Source organism: Acinetobacter sp. GW821-FHT01E09 (genome assembly GCF_059422385.1).
The window spans coordinates 4,013,904-4,030,637 of record NZ_JBWKWU010000001.1 but is presented as its reverse complement, the minus strand read 5'-3'; the positions used below and the strand labels follow the sequence as shown (position 1 = coordinate 4,030,637).

Annotated in this window: 13 protein-coding genes; 7 read left to right on the top strand and 6 right to left on the bottom strand. The window is 39.8% G+C overall.

Going from position 1 to position 16,734, the window contains the following annotated elements; genetic code table 11:
* Positions 1 to 77: 77 nt before the first annotated feature.
* From der to AC07U8_RS18345, 3 genes are all read left to right on the top strand, one after another.
* On the top strand, positions 78 to 1,487 hold the full coding sequence (der, locus tag AC07U8_RS18355; protein ID WP_004725892.1) for a ribosome biogenesis GTPase Der: 1,410 nt from the start codon (positions 78 to 80) through the stop codon (positions 1,485 to 1,487).
* Between the two features lie 59 nt (positions 1,488 to 1,546).
* Entirely contained in the window at positions 1,547 to 2,218 is a 672-nt protein-coding gene (locus AC07U8_RS18350) for a 4'-phosphopantetheinyl transferase family protein (protein ID WP_096735173.1), read from the top strand.
* A 381-nt stretch (positions 2,219 to 2,599) separates the two neighbouring features.
* Entirely contained in the window at positions 2,600 to 3,832 is a 1,233-nt protein-coding gene (locus AC07U8_RS18345; protein ID WP_494738373.1) for an ammonium transporter, read from the top strand.
* A gap of 84 nt (positions 3,833 to 3,916) precedes the next feature.
* On the opposite strand, the gene rsfS is transcribed toward AC07U8_RS18345, so the two are convergent.
* The 5 genes from rsfS to AC07U8_RS18320 form a co-directional block, all read right to left on the bottom strand.
* Positions 3,917 to 4,318, bottom strand: a complete 402-nt coding sequence (gene rsfS, locus AC07U8_RS18340; RefSeq protein WP_016539395.1) for a ribosome silencing factor — start codon at positions 4,316 to 4,318, stop codon at positions 3,917 to 3,919.
* A 102-nt stretch (positions 4,319 to 4,420) separates the two neighbouring features.
* Positions 4,421 to 5,215 carry a hydroxypyruvate isomerase family protein gene (locus AC07U8_RS18335; protein ID WP_151802135.1) on the bottom strand — a complete coding sequence of 265 codons (795 nt, stop codon included), beginning with the start codon at positions 5,213 to 5,215 and terminating at the stop codon, positions 4,421 to 4,423.
* Positions 5,216 to 5,306: 91 nt separating this feature from the next.
* The gene (locus AC07U8_RS18330) at positions 5,307 to 6,182 is read right to left on the bottom strand and encodes an NAD(P)-dependent oxidoreductase (protein ID WP_494738372.1); all 876 of its coding nucleotides are present in this window, start codon (positions 6,180 to 6,182) and stop codon (positions 5,307 to 5,309) included.
* 216 nt (positions 6,183 to 6,398) lie between these two features.
* A complete protein-coding gene (locus tag AC07U8_RS18325; RefSeq protein WP_494738371.1) occupies positions 6,399 to 7,187 on the bottom strand; it encodes a crotonase/enoyl-CoA hydratase family protein in 789 nt (262 codons plus the stop codon).
* A 330-nt stretch (positions 7,188 to 7,517) separates the two neighbouring features.
* Complete coding sequence (locus AC07U8_RS18320) at positions 7,518 to 10,325, bottom strand: GacS-like sensor histidine kinase (RefSeq protein WP_096735170.1); 2,808 nt, start codon at positions 10,323 to 10,325, stop codon at positions 7,518 to 7,520.
* Positions 10,326 to 10,639: 314 nt separating this feature from the next.
* Between AC07U8_RS18320 and cysM the strand changes: the two genes are divergently transcribed.
* The 4 genes from cysM to AC07U8_RS18300 are packed head-to-tail and all read left to right on the top strand — an operon-like array spanning position 10,640 to position 16,178.
* On the top strand, positions 10,640 to 11,560 hold the full coding sequence (cysM, locus tag AC07U8_RS18315; protein ID WP_004725909.1) for a cysteine synthase CysM: 921 nt from the start codon (positions 10,640 to 10,642) through the stop codon (positions 11,558 to 11,560).
* Between the two features lie 59 nt (positions 11,561 to 11,619).
* Entirely contained in the window at positions 11,620 to 12,441 is an 822-nt protein-coding gene (locus AC07U8_RS18310; RefSeq protein WP_494738370.1) for a 3'-5' exonuclease, read from the top strand.
* Between the two features lie 8 nt (positions 12,442 to 12,449).
* The gene (rlmD, locus tag AC07U8_RS18305) at positions 12,450 to 13,844 is read left to right on the top strand and encodes a 23S rRNA (uracil(1939)-C(5))-methyltransferase RlmD (RefSeq protein WP_494738369.1); all 1,395 of its coding nucleotides are present in this window, start codon (positions 12,450 to 12,452) and stop codon (positions 13,842 to 13,844) included.
* A gap of 27 nt (positions 13,845 to 13,871) precedes the next feature.
* Positions 13,872 to 16,178 (top strand): RelA/SpoT family protein, encoded by a 2,307-nt coding sequence (locus AC07U8_RS18300; protein WP_004725915.1) that lies wholly within the window; start codon positions 13,872 to 13,874, stop codon positions 16,176 to 16,178.
* A 78-nt stretch (positions 16,179 to 16,256) separates the two neighbouring features.
* Here the strand turns inward: AC07U8_RS18300 and AC07U8_RS18295 are convergent, their stop codons facing one another.
* Positions 16,257 to 16,631 carry a hypothetical protein gene (locus AC07U8_RS18295; protein ID WP_004817008.1) on the bottom strand — a complete coding sequence of 125 codons (375 nt, stop codon included), beginning with the start codon at positions 16,629 to 16,631 and terminating at the stop codon, positions 16,257 to 16,259.
* Between the last annotated feature and the right edge of the window lie 103 nt (positions 16,632 to 16,734).

Below are 16,734 nucleotides of genomic sequence, written 5' to 3'. Positions count from 1 at the left end.
TTTTTCCTATTCTTCTTCCTATACATTTCTGATGTTCAGACCAGTCATACTGGCTGATCTTGAATAAAGGTTATTTTATGAAACCCGTAATTGCGCTCATTGGTCGTCCAAACGTCGGCAAATCAACGTTATTCAACCAGATTACCAAGAGCCGTGATGCACTCGTTGCTGATTTTGCTGGTCTTACCCGAGATCGTAAATATGGTGATGCAACTTATGAAAATAAATCTTTCATTGTCGTTGATACTGGGGGTATCGGTGAAAATGAAGGTGGTATTGACTCATATATGGCAGAGCAATCAAAAACTGCGATTAATGAAGCCGACATCATTGTTTTTGTTGTCGATGCACGCGCTGGGCTATTGGCTTCTGATGAGCAGATTGCACGTGAGTTGCGTACACTTGGTAAAAAGGTTTACTTGGTTGCCAACAAAGTCGATGGTGTACATGCTGAAGCTGCATTAGTTGAATTTTATAAACTTGGTATGGGTGAACCCTTACAAGTTGCGGCAAGTCATGGTCGTGGTGTTCAACAAATGCTTGAGGATATCTTGGTTGATGTCCCTGAAGATGAAAACCCAGAAGAACACGATAAGGCAACAGGTTTACGTTTAGCAATTATTGGTCGTCCAAATGTCGGTAAATCTACTTTGGTTAACCGTTTGTTAGGTGAAGATCGTGTTGTTGCATTTGACCAACCGGGTACAACCCGTGACTCGATTTATATTCCGTTTGAGCGTGATGGTCGTCAATATACCTTGATCGACACTGCGGGTGTACGTCGTAAAGGTAAAGTCGATGAAATGATTGAGAAATTCTCAATCGTTAAAACGCTACAAGCGATTAAAGATGCACATGTCATCGTGGTGGTTTTAGATGCACGTGAAGGTGTGGTTGAACAAGATTTACATTTGATCGGTTATGCACTTGAAGCTGGTCGTGCCATGGTGATTGCCATTAACAAATGGGACAACATGACAGAGTATGATCGCAAACAATGTAAATTGGATGTTGATCGTCGTTTTGACTTTATTCCTTGGGCAAAAGTACATTTGATTTCTGCTTTGCATGGAACAGGTGTCGGTGAGATGTATCCAACCATTCACCGTGCTTATGATTCATCACACTTAAAAGTTTCACCTGCAAAATTAACTCAGATTTTGAATGATGCAACTGAAGCACATCAACCGCCAATGATCAGTGGTAAACGTATTAAAATGCGTTATGCCCACATGGGTGGACAAAACCCACCAACGATTGTGATTCATGGTAATAAGGTGGATAAGACACCTGCGGACTACCGTCGTTATTTGGAAAATGTCTTCCGTAAAGTGTATAACCTTGAAGGTACACCGGTTCGCGTTGACTTTAAAACAGCTGAAAATCCATTTGAAGGCCGTAAATCTCAAATTGATGAGCGTGTTGCAGCACGTCGTCGTCGTTATGTACAGAAATTTAAAAAGGCTGAAAAGAAATTTAGAAGCTAAATTTAGCGTTGAACACATCAAAACCCAAAGTGATCTTTGGGTTTTTTTGATTTAAGATAATGAAAAATGTTTGGGAATGGGTTGTGAATCGTATTATTCAATTGGATGTTAATTCTATTCAAAATATTCTTCCGAGTTACCATTCGATCGATCGAAAGGGGCAGATCCAAGAACTGAAACAGGCGATCTATCAATATAGAAACCAATTATTGTCCGATATTTTTTCAGTTGAAATCAGTAACCACTCTTTTGAAAAAACAGATTTTGGTAAACCCTATTTAATTGATTATCCAAAGTTTCACGTGAATCATTCACATAGCCAGCACCATTATGCTTTGGCGAGTAGCCAGCAGATCCAAGATTTGGGTGTGGATGTTGAGGACTTAGATCGAAAGGTGCGCTTTGAGGCTTTAGCTAAACATGCTTTTCATCCCCAAGAATATCAGGCTTGGCAAGCGTTAGACTTTGATCCTACTTTTTGGTTTAAGGTGTGGACCACAAAAGAGGCGATTTTAAAAGCATCAGGCTTAGGGATTCGTTTGAGTCTAAATGAGCTAAATACTGGAGTGCATGTGATGAATGATGGTGGGATCTCTACGCATCCGTTATTGGGCAGCTTTGCCTATCAAAATCTTCAGCTGAGCCGAGTCATGCTGACGGTGGCATGGCGTTCTGAATTATCCTGTAAGGGCTTTGCATTTCCACAGATTCAAATTATTCAACATGGTTGATTAAAAATGGTATAGATGTTTTCATTCTGCATAACACATAAATTGCAACAACGTTATTCCATATTAGAGTGTGGCATCTATACGTCTAAGTGCTGAAATTTTCAAGCTTAAGCCACATATATTGCAAATCGGCATTGTTTAATAAAACCAGTTAAATGTAAGCTGTTTATCTTTAAATAAAAATAAATAGTACTTGATCACCATCATAACAATCTTGCTCGTCGCATGTAGTTTGTAAGCTATATTTTTTACATAAAAATTAGTTTATTTCTCCATGAAATTCTCTATACTTGATAAATTAAATGATAATTAAGTAGCGAAAATACTAATTATTGTGAATTTAAAGCGATGAAAAAGCGATAGGTTAGGATTAATTATATAGTGCGATTTAAATACTTCATCAGCTTAATTTGCATCATATTTTTTTATCCAAATTTTAGTTTTGCTTCAAGTTTAGAAAGTGATCTTGCTGCTTTTAATCTCATTACCAACTACGAGCTTTTATTCTTTGGTGGAATATTTGTCATTCTGATGCAAGCTGGTTTTGCTGTAGTTGAAGGCGGATATGAAAATACCTATAAGTCAATTTCCGCATTATTGGTCAATTATGTTTCAGCAGTTTTAGGAACGCTTATTTTTGGTTTCTTCTGCGCAAAAATTCTTCTTGCAGGAGATGCCAGCTCCGAAAAATATATGAATGGCATGCTGCATGGCTGGCATTGGAATTTATTATTTTTTTATACCCTCATGGCCACCACAATCACCACTGTGGTTGGGCGAGTGATTCCGAGTAAAGTTCCCTTATTGGTTAACTGGATAACTGGTTTAATGATCGCAGGTGTGATCTTTCCTTTCTTTAGTAGCTGGACTTGGGGAAATATCTTATTCGGTAAAGGCTGGTTAAAAGAGTTAGGATTTATTGATTTCGCGGGTTCAACCGTGGTGCATTCCACCGCAGCATGGATTGTTTTGGCGGGCTACTTAACTTTAAAACCTCAAGACCGACAAGAAATCTTAAAAAAAGACTTAATCTTTGAAGATTATAAAATCTTATCTTTGGCATTGGCTGGCTTTATTCTTTGGCTGGCATGGTCAGGTCTAAATGTAGTTTATATCTCAGCACTCTATGCGGATATTGGAGTCATTGTCGTCAATGCCTTTACTGCACTCTTTGGAGCAATGATTGCACCCTTGGTTTTTTCCTTGGTACTCAACAATAAAATTATTTCATGGGTTGAAATGATTAAAGGTGCTTTGGGTGGCTTGGTGGCGATCACGGCAAGTTGTGGTTTAGTGAATTTGTCATCGGCATTGATTATTGGTTTGGTTTCAGGATTATTCACAATCTATTTACCCCGTTTATTGACTTATTGGATTGATTCTAAGCATATTCGTGAAGTTGTTGTGGTACATGGTATTTGTGGAGCATGGGGCACACTGGCTGTTTCTTTGACAGATAACCCCGTAATTAATTTAGCCAACAAGGCCAGTGTTATCGATCAAAGTATTGGGATTGCAGTAAATTTTGTGTGGAGTTTTGGCGTTGCATTCTTAGTATTTAAACTGATTTGTAAACTGCGTAATGCATACTCAATTAAGTCGTTAAAAAATTGAGTACTTAAAAGCTTTGAAAAAAGCCAAGCACTAAAAAAAGCGACATAAAGTCGCTTTTTTCATATTTAAGTTCTGTATTAAACGTTAGGCAACACTTTCAGGTGTCGCACGCCATAAACTTTCCAGATCATAAAATTTACGTGCTGTTGGTAGCATCACATGTACGACTACAAATCCTAAATCGATAAGGATCCATTCAGCGTCTCGTTCACCTTCAACACCAATTGGGCGAAAGCCTGCTTTACGTGCTTCTTCAGCAACATTGTCAGCAAGTGCTTTAACATGGCGTGTTGATGTCCCGCTCGCGATGACAATTGCATCTGAAACGTTGCTAATAGCGCTGACATCAAGTTGAATAATATCTTTGGCTTTTACATCAAGTAGAGCTTCTTGTACGACTTTTAAACAAGTCTGTACGTCTTGATTTTGAGTGTTCATTGCAAGTTCGTGAGAATTAGAAGCGCTGGGCGATGGTTCTAAATTCATATAAGGTATATTTTCCAGAAAATATCTCATCTTCTAATATAGCGCTTTTGTCTAAAAAATACAAATTATACAATGCAACCGTTTGTCTAAGCATATCCCAATTTAATAGCTATGGTTGTTGGAAAAATATTTTTCTTTCCATGCAAATGACTGATTTGAATGCGATTGTGGCTTGTATTCTGCTGCAATAAAGCCCGTATAGGCGCTTTGTTTTAACCATGAAAAAATTGCAGAATAATCAATTTGTGCGGTATCTGGTTCGTGACGTCCTGGGCAGTCAGCAAATTGTATATGTCCAATCCAATCTATATTTTCTTGTAAGGCTGCCAGTACATCTTCGCCCATCATCGCCATGTGGTAACAGTCAAATTGCATTTTTAATGCAGGATGCTGTACTGCTTCTAACATTTCTTGGCCTTGTGCAATATTTTGAATCAAGAAACGCGGCATGTCTGTACCATTGATCATTTCAAATACAGGCTGAATATCACGGTTAGAGAGTAGATGGCAAGCCAGTTTTAAATTGTTTGCTAAGGTGTTTAAACAGGGGAGTAAGTCGGCATCTTGTGGTTGTTTACCTGCCAAAATATTGACGTTTGGAACATTGAGCGCTTCTGCATATTCAATTGCAAGTTCCAAGGCTTGATGAAATGCCAGTTCTTGACCAGGCACACCAGCAAGTCCGTTTCCACCTTGCATTAAGTCACCAGCGGGAACGTTGATCAGACAAAGGCTTAGGTCATATTGTTCAAGTTGCGCTTGAATCTCTTCAATGCTTAATTCATACGGAAATTGAATTTCTACATTGTGGAAGCCATGAAGATGTGCCAAAGCAAAGCGTTCAATGAGCGGCACTTCAGTAAAAATCAAAGATAGGTTTACTGCGAGTTTAGTCATAAGAACGCTCCTTGCTATATTTGGACTCTCATCTTCAATGTAGTAGGCAATAGATTATTTTTCAACTTATTTATGTGTAGTTCCGTGTATTTTAACCCGATTTATTTTCTACTTGATGAATGACTGTGGCTAAATCCGATTCAGCAAATCCGGTGTTTTGATGGCTTTGTAATTGCCCAAGTGCACGTTGAGCCACAGGGATTTTTAAATCAAATTGTTGTGCAAGTTGAATGGCATTATTTAAGTCTTTAGAAAGCGTTTGTACCTTCCATTGTACTGGCTCAAAAGTATGTGTTGCCATGCGTGGGGCTAAAATTTGGAAAGGTTTTGAGTCGGCAAAACCACCCGCCAAAGCCGGTGCCAATAGGGTTGTATCTACACCTGCTTTACTGGCAAGCGCAACAGCTTCCGCGATCAAGGTACTATTGGCAGCAACGATAAGTTGGTTACAGATTTTAGTGGCTTGTCCAGTACCTGTTTCACCCATACGGGTTACACGCTGTGAGAGGATGTTGTAAACGAGGCTTAGTGCTTGGATCACCTCAGCATTGCCCCCAGCAAAAATGACCAGCGTGCCATTTTCAGCGCCTGCTGTTCCACCTGAAACAGGTGAGTCAATCCAAATCACTTGTTTTGTTGTTGCGCTTTCAGCCAGCTGCTTGGTTTTATCTACAGATAAACTGGAGAAATCCACAATCACTTGCTTGGCTTGTAAATAGGGCTCAATGTGCTCATAGACCAGCTGTACAGCTTTATCATCAGCAAGGCAGCTGAGAATAATCGGATATTCTGCAATATTTTCAAGCTGTAATGGGTGAGCGCCTAGATCAATAAGGGCGTCACAGGCAGATGCTGTTCTGTTCCAGACCGCGACATGCAAGCCTGCTTGGATTAATCGGGTTGCCATACGGCTACCCATTAATCCCATCCCTAAAAATGCAATTTTACTGTTACGATCAAAATTCATTTTATAACTCAAAAAATTTTCAAAAAGGGTTTGTTGACATTTCATAAATTGCTTGCGGCGCAAGGCGAAGCCGGGGACAAGAGTGTTTTTTGCTATTTTGTGGTTAGCTTGTGAAACAATATTATTTGTCATTTAGAAAGACTAAATTTCGTATCAGCTAAAAACACTCGTAGCCGCAAATATAGATGAATTGTTAACAGACCCTTAAGTTTTGGATTATTTATATTGGCGCGGTAAAAATTTTAATTCAGGATTTTTATCCTTTTTACGTGCAATTTGACTATTTTTACCCAAGAGTAATTTTAACTGCCAAATCTTCTCTAAACGTAAAGATTTCTGAGGTTGATGTTCCATAGCATCTAAAACACGTTTAGCAGCCATCAGCGCATCTGGCGAGCGTTGCAGCATCTCTTCTGCAATGGCTTGAGCTTTTGCCAACGGTGAGTCGTCTACATGCGTCACCAAACCAATGTCTTTGGCATAATTGCCATCAAAAATACGTGCAGTGAGGGTAAGCTCTTTGGCTAAATCAATACCAATCACGCCCTTGATTGAACGGGTTAAGCCCATGTCAGGCACAAGCCCCCAACGGCTTTCCATGATGGACATTTTAGTCTCTGGGTGTGCAATACGAATATCTGCAGCCAATGCAAGTTGCATCCCTGCACCAAAGCAGAAACCTTCAATTGCTGCAATGACAGGGATAGGCAGTTCTTGCCAGATCAAAAATGCTTTTTGGAATAGGCTTTGACCAGGTTTAATCAGTTCCCAAGCCGCAAAGGCTGTATTTTTGGGACTATTTAAGTCAGCAAGGTCAATACCTGCACTAAATACATTGGCTTCACCCGTCAGAATCACCACACGAATATTGCGGTCTTTTTTAATCTGTTGTGCGACGCTTACCAGTTCACGGAGTAAAGCAAAACTCATGGCATTGCGTTTATCTGGACGATTTAATGAAACTGTTGCGATACCATTGTTTTTTTCTATGTGTAGTAGTGCCATGATCTTGACTCATTTTTCCTTGGTCATCAGCATAGCATGTGAATTGAATAGTTACATGACAGTAGAGTCACCGAAACTGTGTTGATGTGCCAATTGAGTGCTAAAGCCAAAACAGGATTGAAACAGCGGCTTGTGTAATTTTATTGGTTTTTGAAAAGATGATTGCAATGAAAAGGTCGTTCTAATTCATGCTGTTTTAAAGAAACAATAAAACCATACGCAAGATAAAATCCACAGTCAATTTGGGTTTTATCCTTAGGATTTAAAAACAGCTTAAAGCGCCATAAGAAAAGCATTTATAGCGCTGAATCGGATAGAACTGCGCTGTATTTATGAAGCGGGTAAAATCTGCTGTGCAGCTGTTTCGACTTCATGAATTGCCAATTGAAGCTCATCAAAGCGTTTCATCACATCTTGGATAAAGGCTTCATCTGCTTTACGACGTTCTTTACGTAGCATGGAAATAAATTGTTCAAAATCACCCGTAATGCGTTGCAATTTTGGTGTACCGACATAACGGGTAGCACCATATAAGCGATGTAAGACATGTTCTAATTGCGGGAAGTCCTCAAGCTCAATGAGTTGCTCAATTTCAGCCAACTCCGTTGGGAAGCTGTCGACTAGCATTTTTAACAAATCTTGTGCGAGATCTTCTTTATTGGCCGCTAATGCAAGGCTTTGTTTCCAATCTAGAATATAAGAGTCCAGCGCTTCGATATATACTGTATTTTCGATAGGCTGTTGATGTTGAATAAATTTATCGCTTGTCCAATTGGTGAGAATTTGAATAATTTGTTCAATCTGGATCGGCTTGGTTACATAGTCATCCATACCCACTTTGAGTAGTTTTTGTTTTTCATCAGCCAATGCGTGAGCTGTCAATGCAATAATCGGCATGCGCATACCATCTAAGGTGGATTCCAGCGAACGAATTGCCCGTGTGGTATCAATCCCAGACATGACTGGCATTTGGATATCCATAAAGATAAGATCAAATGGTTTTGCGCCTTGTTCAACCCCTTGCTGAATAATGGTTAAGGCTTCTTGACCACTGAGAGCTTTGGTGGTTTTTACATTTAGCTCGCCTAATAGCGCTTCTAGTACGATCAAATTCGGTAAATGATCATCTACTGCTAAAACGTGTAAATCTTGCCCTTTAAAGTCTTTATGATGTTCTTGTTCAAAAACAGGCTGATTACTTAATAGTTGAATCACTGAACTACGGCTCAGTGGTTGATACAATGGACGCGCTTTATATTCAGTCAACATATTTGGATCAAGTGACATTTGATAACCATATACCGCCAAATGACCTTGATAACGACCACGAATTTCTCTAAGTAAGGCTTCAGTATCTCCACTATGATCAACGATCAACCAGGTGTTTTCAGTATTTTTTTCTAAGCTATTTAGGCGGCTAAATAGATCTAAAATCGATTGTGCTTCGGTGTGCTGGACTTGATAGTCTTCTAAGTAATGACGTAATACATTGGCGGTTGCAGGGTGCGCCAAGAAAGACACCACATTTAAGTTTTTAAATGAAGGATGAACAATTTCTTCATCTTCATTTACCGTTAACATGGCGGTAAACCAGAAAGTTGAACCTTTTTCTGTTGGTGCGCGTTCTTGGTTATCTTCAAAGCCAATTTGACCATGCATCAAATGTACAAGTTGCTTGGAAATGGCTAAACCGAGTCCTGTACCACCAAATTGGCGAGTGACAGAAGCATCACCTTGAGAGAATGATTCAAATAGTCGTTTACGATCGGTGCCACTTAAGCCAATACCACTGTCTTGTACACTAAAGTGCAGCAAACATTGCCCGATATCATCATGTTCCATGCGCGCACGAACAATAATTTCACCATCGGGTGTGAATTTAATCGCATTGGAAATAAGATTGGTCAGCACCTGTTTAAAGCGTAAGGCATCACCAATGACATGTTTAGGCACATTGTCTGCAAAATAGAATGCCATCTCGATATGTTTTTGCGCTGCCAATGGCGAGAGCATATCCATCACATCGAAAATTGCTTCTTCAAGATCAAAAGGCGCAGTTTCGAGTTCTAATTTACCTGCATCAATTTTCGAGAAATCGAGTACATCATTAATCAGTGCCAATAAATGTGCAGAAGACTTACGGATGGTCTGTAAATATAAACTTTGATCATTGCTTAAATTGTCTTGGCGTAACATCAAATGAATAAAGCCATCAATACTATTTAATGGGGTACGTAATTCATGACTGATATTGGCAAGAAAGACTGACTTCGCCTGATTGGATGAAATCGCCTGATCACGGGCTTGTTTATAGGTAATGTTTTGGACTTCTAAGGTGTCTAATGTACGACGTAAATCATCTTCCGTTTGTTCAGTATGTTCTTTTAGCTCAAGGAAACTGAAATGTAGCCGTTTTACTACATTGGCAATATCACGCTGTAATAAGCGCAGTTCACCAGTACTGTTGATCACCATATGTTGATCAAGCGTATCTGCATTTAAGCGTTGCAATTGCATCCGAATTTCGTACATCGGTGCAATCCAGCGTCTTGAATAGAAGTTTAGACATAATAGAAGCAACAGTAGCGTTAATAAGGCAGTCGTAATCAATACGATCATGACACGATAATGTGAAATTTCTAAAGGTTGATTATCAAGTTCAATCACCAACCACATATTTTCAGCAGATTTGGTAGGGTTTAGTTTAATCCCATAAATATTGTTGTACTTATTTTGAATTGGTCCAAAGAAAGTGCCTGATTTTGGAATTTTTGGCCAAGCACGTTGATTTTGGTAGCCTACACTTAAATGATTGACGTTATTTTCATCTAAAATCGCTGCGCTGAGTAAATGCTTTTCGTTAAACATTTTTTGTAAAATGCTTTCGGCTTTGGCGTGTTGAATTGGATCTTGTTCCATGACTGCGGTGAGTTGCTCAGCAGTATATTGGTAACGGCTCAATATCGCGATGGCTTGGAAGCGCTGTTTGGACTTGGCAGCAGCTGATGTTTCAGAAAGAACCAGTGCTGTTCCAACACATGCCAAAATCATAATTGGCACGAAAATTAACGCAATAAGTTGACCATAAGCGTGATTGAGTTTTAAGCGTTTAAAGAGTTTTTTATTGAAATTCGACATTGTTCCAGCAACTCATTGCCCATGGCAAAGATATTAACATGCTTTAATCATCCTGCATGACAATATGACTAAAAATCTTGTGAATTGAAAATGAGTTATGCTGTTTTATAGATAACTTTATCATTTCTAATTCTAAGTAAAGTTTATTTTTTTATATGTATTTAATTTTATTCAATAAAGAAAATCATGCTCCTACTTGGGTGTGTTGATATATATGAATTTAGTTTGATCATTCCAAGCAAAATGAAGCGGAAAGATGTGCAGTATGTTTCTTTTTTTCATACAATATGCCCACCTCGATATAGGTGCAACCGATGAGTCACACACAACCTGATTTCTTAGCCGACGAATTTTTGTTAGATCACTATGTAGGAAAAACTCCTTTGGTGCGTTTACAACGTTTGGCAAGTCATACTCAAGCAACAGTATTGGCAAAGCTAGAAGGCAATAATCCTGCTGGTTCTGTCAAAGATCGTCCTGCATATAACATGATCATGAAAGCTGAACAGCGTGGTCAAATTAAGCCGGGTGATACGTTGATCGAGGCGACGAGTGGAAATACTGGGATTGCGTTGGCAATGGTCGCCGCAATGCGTGGTTATAAAATGAAATTGATCATGCCGGGGAACTCTAGCCAAGAACGTAAAGATGCGATGCGTGCCTATGGCGCTGAATTGATCGAAGCAACCAATATGGAAGTTGCGCGTGATATGGCTTTGCAAATGCAAAGTGAAGGCCAAGGTTTAGTATTAAATCAGTTTGGCAACCCAGACAATGTGGAAGCACACTACCTGACTACAGGCCCTGAAATTTGGCAACAAACCGCAGGAAAAATCACCCATTTCGTTAGCTCTATGGGCACAACGGGCACGATCATGGGGATCTCTAAATATTTAAAAGAACAAAATCCAGATATTCAAATTATCGGATTACAACCTTCAGAAGGTTCAAATATTGCGGGTATTCGTCGTTGGCCACAAGAATACTTACCGACTATTTTTGATCCAAGCCGTGTCGATCAGATCATGGATATTCCGCAAATTGAAGCAGAAAAAACCGCACGCCGTTTAGCACGTCAAGAAGGCATTAGTGCTGGGACTTCTTCAGGTGGTGCTGTATGGGCATCGGTTAAAATTGCTGAAGAAAATCCAGACGCAGTGATTGTCTGTATTGTCTGTGACAGAGGTGATCGTTATCTTTCTACAGGTTTGTTCTCTGTTGAGGATGAAGAATAGTTGCTTCGAAGTCATAAATTGCTTCATGATGGCAAACTTGAGTATTGAGTAAAGCTTTTATGCGTCTTCCAGTTTTAGTTTTTGATATCGAAACCCTGACCGATCTTAAGTCTGGGGCGCATTTATATGGCTTGGATTTACCACAGGACGATTTAGAACAGGCGTTGGCAAAACTACGCCGTCAAGAATCGGGGATGGATTTTCAGCGCTTGGCTTTACATGAAATTGTCTGTATTTCGGGATTGTGGATTGATGAAAACAGTGTAATGAAATTATTTTCATTTAGTCGAGAGCAATATACTGAAACTGAAATTTTACAAAAATTTTTATCTATCTTTGATAAAAGGCATCCAACACTTGTGAGCTGGAATGGCTCACAGTTTGATTTGCCTGTGATTTTATTCCGCGCCATGTATCATGGACTATCTGCGCCAAGTTTGTTCGATCAAGGTGAGATTGACACACAAAAAAGGTATAATAACTATCAGAACAGATACCACAACCGTCATGTCGACTTAATGGATGTCATGGCGATGTTTAATGGACGTCATTTCCAGAAATTAGATGATGTTGCACATTTATTGGGTTATCCCGGTAAACGTGGTATTTCAGGTTATTTTGTTCCCGAATATGTGAATACACAGCAATGGTTGAAACTCACCAGCTATTGCGAAGGTGATGTTTTAAATACATGGTTGATTTTCTTAAGATGGGCTTTGCTTAAAGGTCAGATTTCTTTGCAAGATCACCGTTTATGGATTCAAGCCTCGATTCATTATTTGCAAGGACAAGCTCAACAACATGAGTTTTTAAATGTTTGGCGTGAAACCTCACAGCGAACTGAATTTACTCAAGCAGATTTTTCCTCCACATCCGATTAGGTATCCCTTTGAAACATAGAGCCAAACCTCGACCATCTCAGCTTCCACAATATATTTTTAAAGTTGAAAGATTGTCACATGAGGGGCGAGGGATTGCGCATTATGGAACAGAACTCAATAATCCAATTGAAAAGCAGGGTAAAAAAGTTTTTATTCGCTATGCATTACCTGGTGAAATTGTAAAAGCTCAAGTGACGCGTCAAGTATCCAAACTTGAAGAAGCGGACAGTATTGAACTACTCAGTGAGCCAAATCCACACCGTATTCAACCGATCTGTCCACATTTTGGTACTTGCGGTGGATGTAATATGCAACATATTCATCCAGATGAGCAAATTCGCTTAAAACAAGATGTTTTAAAATCACATCTTAGCCACTTTGCGGGTTTAGTGCCTGAACAGTGGTTAGCGCCATTGCGTTCAACGCGTACCGACTATCGGCATAAAGCCCGAATAGGGGTGCGTTATTTAGCTAAACAAAATAAATTATTGATGGGTTTTCGTGAAGCACAGAGCAATCACTTAACTGCAATTGAAACCTGTAAAATTTTAGATATTGAATTAGATCAGGCCTTACCTGAAATCAAGGCATTACTCGAAAGTCTAAAAGGCAAAAGCAGCATTGGTCATATAGAATTAGCCAAAGGCGATAGCGAAATTTCATTATTGGTTCGCCATACTGAAAAATTAAAAGCCCATGATGTCAACCTATTGCAACAATATGCGTTACACAAACAGTGGCAGTTGTATTTGCAACCTGCGGGTGTGGAAAGTGTACAACGGCTTGATGATGCTCAGGCAGACATGCATTTGCATTACCGTTTAAAAGATTTTGATATCGAGTTTGCGTTTAATCCAACAGATTTTACCCAAGTGAATCCCACTGTAAATCCACAGATGGTTAATCTGGCATGTGATTTGCTTGAGTTGAAAGCAGGCGAAACTGTTTTGGATTTATTTTGTGGATTGGGGAATTTTTCTCTGCCGTTGGCTAAACGTGTGGGTGCTACAGGAAAAGTCATTGCTGTTGAAGGTAGTGAAGCGATGGTGAAGCGTGGTACAGAAAATGCACTGAACAATCGCATAAGCAATGTTAAATTCTATTCACAAGATTTAACAAAAGACTTTTCGCATTATTCTTGGGCAAATCAAGGATTTGATGCATTATTGATTGACCCTCCTCGTGCGGGTGCAGAACAAGTTATGCATTATTTGCCCAAATTTGGTGCGCAAAGAATCGTTTATGTGTCGTGTAATCCAGCAACATTGGCCAGAGATGCTGGAATTTTGGTACAACATGGTTATCAGCTCACTAAAGCCGGTGTGATGGACATGTTTACGCACACGGGGCATGTAGAATCGATTGCTTTGTTTGAAAAGAAATTAGAGATAAACGATTTATAATGAAATATAGAGTTAGAGGAGTAGGGTATGGTCACAGTACGTGAGCAACTTCCTGATCAGCTCAATGAGCTATCAGAGGAAGCGACTGTAGAACATGCCGATGAAGCGCAACAGGCTCTAGCAACTTGGCTAGATCGAGTGCGTGGAATTTTAGACGGTGCTGAACTTAAGCAGTTAGAAGAAGTCGCGCAATTAGTATTACAAAAAGAATTGGCGACCACAGTAAATTCCAGAACCAATACCTTTGCAACAGGCATTGGGATGGCCGATATTCTCGCGCATTTACATGTCGATGAAGATACGCTGGCAGCAGCTGTGCTTTATCGTAGTGTGCGTGAGGATCTCACCACCTTAGAGGAAATACAGCAGCAATGCGGTGAGCAGGTTTACAACCTTGTCAAAGGCACTTTGGCGATGGGTAAACTTTCTGAACTGATTGAAAAGAATAAACGTTTAGAAGATCACTTTAATAATAATCAGCGTGAACATCTGACGGGCATCTACAAGATGTTGATTTCTGTGACAGAAGATGTCCGAGTGGTCTTGATTAAACTGGCTGAACGGACCTTTGCTTTACGTGAATTGGCGCATTCTTCAAAAGAACGTCAAGAGCGTGTTGCACGAGAAATTCTCACCATCTATTCACCTTTGGCGCATCGTTTAGGCATTGCCCAATTAAAATGGGAGCTCGAAGATCTTGCTTTCCGTTATTTGGCACCAGAACGTTATAAAGAGATTGCTTCTTTACTCAATGAAAAGCGTCTAGAGCGTGAACAATATATTCAGTTTGTGGTAGATAAACTCAAGAATGAGCTGGCTGGGCATGATATTGAGGCCGAAATATCAGGTCGGGTCAAACATATTTATTCGATCTACCGCAAAATGAAGAGTAAAAATCTGAGTTTTGATCAGCTTTATGATATTCGCGCGTTACGGGTTTTGGTTAAATCTGTCGCAGAGTGTTATCACGCTTTAGGTATTGTGCATCAAATTTGGCGTCATATTCCTCATCAGTTCGATGACTATATTACCAACCCCAAAGCCAATGGTTATCGCTCTTTGCATACTGCGGTGATTGCAGAAAATAAATCTTTGGAAATCCAGATCCGAACCAAAGAAATGCATGAAGAAGCCGAGTTGGGCGTGTGTTCACACTTCAATTATAAAGAAGGCTCGAAAACCACCGACTATTCATTTAATCATCGTTTGCATTCTTTACGTGCAGTGCTTGAACATTATCAAGAACGTACCGAAACCAGTGCACATCCCAATGAAGATGAAACAGAAGATTTTGAACAAATTCAAGACTTTGAAGGGTTTGAAAAAATCTATGTGTTTAGTCGTGATGGGGATATTAAAGAACTACCACGCGGATCGACGGTGCTTGATTTTGCTTATCATGTGCATACTGAGGTCGGCAATAAGTGCTATGCATCACGGGTCAACCAACGCTATGTGCCGTTAACCTATACCTTAAAAACAGGCGAACAGGTTGAGATTTTAACCAAGAAAGATCGTGAACCCAATCGTGATTGGTTGGTTAACTCTTTGGGTTATATTAAAACAGCACGTGCGCGTGACAAGTTGCGCCACTGGTTTAGACAACAGGATCGCAGTAAAAATCTGGAAGTTGGGCGTGAGCTACTCAATAAAGAACTTTCACGTTTAGCGATTCACCCGAAAAGTATTGATTTAAGTGATTATTGTAATCATTTCAATGTGAAAACTGGGGATGACATCTTGGTGTCATTGGTGAGTGGGGAAATTAGCCTGCATGCCTTGATCAATCAAGTCAATCGCCACATGCACTTAGATCAGGATGAACCAGAGCTGGTGTTAAAACCAACATTAAATCCACGCGCAAGTCATACCTTGTCGGCGCATGGAATTTTAATTGATGGTTTGGACAATGTTGAATTACATATTGCACAATGTTGTCAGCCTGTTCATGGTGAATCGATTGCTGGGTATATCACATTGAATCGTGGTGTCAGTATTCACAAGGTTGCATGCCCAGATTATATGCGCATGATCAAGTTAGAACCTGATCGTGCGGTTGAAGCGGATTGGGAGATGCAACCGACACGTGGGCAAAGTGTGCAAATTGTGGTGGAAGCGTATGATCGCCGTGGTTTGTTAAAAGATTTGACCCAAGTGATTTTTTCAGATCAGATCAATATCCGTCAGGTGAATACGATTTCTGAAGCAGATGGTATTGCCAATATGAAATTGTTGATTGAAGTGAAAGGCTTGGCACAATTGTCTCGCCTCTTGGCGAGATTGGAACAACAGCCCGGCATTATCAGTGCTCGACGCTTGGTTCAAGGCAATTAGTTCGCTGTTCTGACCTCATTTATTTCAAAAAAACCTGCACAATGCAGGTTTTTTTGATTTGAAATCACCCTATAAAAATTACACGCTACATTTTTTTGAGTTTTGGTAAATGGCGATATTTTCTATGTTGGCTTGAGCATCAGTCATAAGTTGAGTATCGACTTGACCAGGATCTGACTCAGTCGAGACCTTATTGGCAAAGCCTCCAGCTTTGGATGCTGTATCAGAGCCCCCACCAAAAGCATTTAAAGCACTACTTGCAAGACCCGCCCATTTACTAATGGTTTTGCCTGTTGCCTTAGTTTCAGAAGTGGAGAGCACGCGGCTTGCATTGGCTTTTTCAACAGCAAGCGCGGCACAATCCATACTTTTTAGTTCAGTAGTGCTCAGTGGGGCAGCAGTTAGGATTGTACTTGATGCAAGTATGGTTATTGTTAGGAGTGTTTTTTTCATTGTTTATTCCATTTGCACATTGGAAACAAAACTATAAATTAAAATAACAAAAACAAAAATTACAAAGCTGTCAGGAAGCGAAATAGGCGCTTCCATAAGGCGG